This window comes from Yaniella soli, from assembly GCF_054782375.1.
On record NZ_BAAGSP010000065.1, the window covers coordinates 1 to 2471 of the forward strand.

The window sequence follows — 2471 nt, forward strand, 5'->3', positions numbered from 1 at the left end:
GCCCGCGGCTTCCGAAACCCCCACAACTACCGACTCAGAATGTTGCTGATCGCAGGCGGCCTAGACCACCAACCCCACCCTTAAACCGGAAGAGCCCCTAAACAGGCGTACGCAACGAAAGTGCTATGCAGACGTTGACCCATACGACTTTGGTACCTGGAGATAAGATCGAGTCGGTGGGCGGCTGATGAAGGGTTGAATCTTTCCATGTTGGAAAGGTAGCACAGTCTTTCCATTATGGAAAGCTCCAAACATTAGGCTGCTGGTACAGGCCGCGTTGGGTTGGTTGCGTGTGAAGTTGGTTGAAATTTCCGCTTGACCGTGTGTTCGTAGTGAGCATCGCGTTGTTGGACTCCAGGCTCAAGGCATAACGTAAGTCTTGTTCGGAATGCGGTGGAGTTCAGGTTTAACGTCTAGCGTTAATGACGGTCTTCGTTATCTCCTGAGCTCGTGATCAAATCGTTCGGCAGCAAGGACACCGAACGGCTGTGGCGTCGTGAGCGAGCGCTCGATCAATCCTCGGATCCATCGAGTCGTGCTTCGCCAGCTTCGTCAGGTGGGGTCAGCAGAGATGTTTGATGCCCTCCGCGTCCCACCCGGTAATCGGCTCGATGTGCTCAAGGGTGACTGGGCCGGTCGGTACAGCATCAGGATCAACGAACAGTGGCGTATCTGCTTCGTGCCGACGGACGCCGGAATAGAGGAGGTGGAGATCGTTGACTACCACTGACAAGATCGAGCCGATCTACCCAGGGGAGGTCCTCATGAAGGACTTCATCGGGGGATTCGGCATCACGCAGAACAAACTCGCCGTGTCGATCGACGTCCCGCCCAGGCGGATTAACGAGATTGTGCACCGTAAGCGCGGGATCACAGCGCAGATCGCTTTGCGTCTCGCGAAGTACTTCGGTACGCCGGCGGGGTTCTGGATTAATCTGCAGAGCCACTACGACCTCGATCGCGCCGAGCACTGGGCCGGGGAACAGATCGACGGGATCAAGCCCCTGCAGGTCGCGTGATGCGTGACGAAAGTTGCGATCCACGTCGTTGCGCACGATAAACTGACCACCAGTGACCGCACCGAGCCTCGCCGTCTCTTCGACGACGAATATCAGGCTGACTGCGGCGAGTGGGGCCCTGATCCGCCATAGGGGTATGCGCCGCACGACGTCGACGTCTTCGTTTGGCGCAACGGCAGAGTCGTCGGTCATGGCGGAGGGACCGTGGGCGTCGGCGACGATACTGCCGAGTGCGATCGCGAAAGGTTGCTCTCTACCGGAACACGGTGGAGAGGAGATTCAACGTATAGTAGCGTTCCGTTTTAGCGTCTTGCCCAAGCGCCGTATCCCTCCGCGGGGTTCGACGTTAGCGCTTTGTGGTGGGCTAGGTATGTAATCGTTGCCGAGCGGCAGACGCGCTGTGCGTATCGCTGGCTTTGGTTGATCGGCAGCGGCTGGTATTAGCTCACCGTTGGGTTCGGGTCGTCGGATCGCGTTGGCATCGTTAGATAGGATGGTACGATCTGACTTGAAAGTGCGTTTTGTGCGAGTTGACTCAATACCTGCTCTGGCGTTCACGGCAATGGTGTTACTGCCGGGGTGTTCGGCGACGAGCTCGTTCGAGGCTGAACTCGAAGATCTCTCCTCGAGCAATATGACGTTCAGATTGCCCTCGCACATCGATGGCGACTCGGCCTGGGAAGAGCTACTTATCGTCTGCCCCTGCGCTGAGCAGAAGGCTGACGTTCACCCGGTGCTTGCCGCGGCAGCTTCAGAAGTAGATGCCGACAGCTCTGACGGCTTGCAGTGGCTTATACTTCGCACCAACGAGGACGTTCGTACTCTCGAACTTTCCCGCATCGACTTTGATTTCTGCTCACGTTCGTTCACTACGGAAGAGACATTCACCCCGGAGACGCAGTGGGAAATGCGCGAAGAGGGCGGAACCTTCTTGATCGTGCCCGCGGTGTGGCGCGTCTTAGGATGCAAGTTCTCATCGAGGACGATGATCGGTGGCGACTGGTGCATTCAAGGAAGCTTTCGTGGGACGAGCTGCGCGAGTGGCATCACAACATAACTTTTGCGAGCCAGAAATGAGGTCCCGCATGCCAAAGGTTGTTATCTGCGGCGACGTGGTCGAATTTAGATTTAACGTGTGAGGCCTTCATATGCCATTTCTAACGACTACCACGAAGGAGGGAGGATGTCTGAGAAACTGTATCCGCCGATTCACCCGGGTGAAATGCTCTTGGCGGACTTCATCGAGGGCTTCGAAATCACACAGAATAAGCCCGCGGTATCCATCGGAGTACCCCCCTGCCGGATCAATGAGATCGTGCATGGGACACGGACCATTACAGCTGATACGGCTTTGCGCCTAGTACTACAGTCGTGTTTGTAAAGTGTGGCCGCGTGCTGTGTAGTGATATTGCTGGGCCCGGTATTGGTGTTGACGTCGCCATAATGAGGCTC

Annotated in this window: 4 protein-coding genes and 1 pseudogene; all 5 read left to right on the top strand. The window is 56.5% G+C overall.

Translation table 11 applies throughout. From position 1 onward, the window contains the following. Positions 1-556: 556 nt before the first annotated feature. Positions 557-730, top strand: a complete 174-nt coding sequence (locus tag ACYVJT_RS15155; RefSeq protein WP_499418548.1) for a type II toxin-antitoxin system RelE/ParE family toxin — start codon at positions 557-559, stop codon at positions 728-730. Then, on the top strand, positions 717-1019 hold the full coding sequence (locus ACYVJT_RS15160) for a HigA family addiction module antitoxin (protein WP_343959773.1): 303 nt from the start codon (positions 717-719) through the stop codon (positions 1017-1019). Before ACYVJT_RS15155 ends, ACYVJT_RS15160 begins: the two co-directional genes overlap by 14 nt. Positions 1020-1022: 3 nt before the next feature. After that, positions 1023-1151: a hypothetical protein gene (locus ACYVJT_RS15165; RefSeq protein ID WP_343959771.1), complete on the top strand. Its 129-nt coding sequence runs from the start codon at positions 1023-1025 to the stop codon at positions 1149-1151. 391 nt (positions 1152-1542) lie between these two features. Continuing rightward, positions 1543-2076 (top strand): hypothetical protein, encoded by a 534-nt coding sequence (locus ACYVJT_RS15170; protein ID WP_343959769.1) that lies wholly within the window; start codon positions 1543-1545, stop codon positions 2074-2076. Between the two features lie 126 nt (positions 2077-2202). After that, a pseudogene (locus ACYVJT_RS15175) lies at positions 2203-2379 on the top strand (HigA family addiction module antitoxin); the annotation flags it as partial. Between the last annotated feature and the right edge of the window lie 92 nt (positions 2380-2471).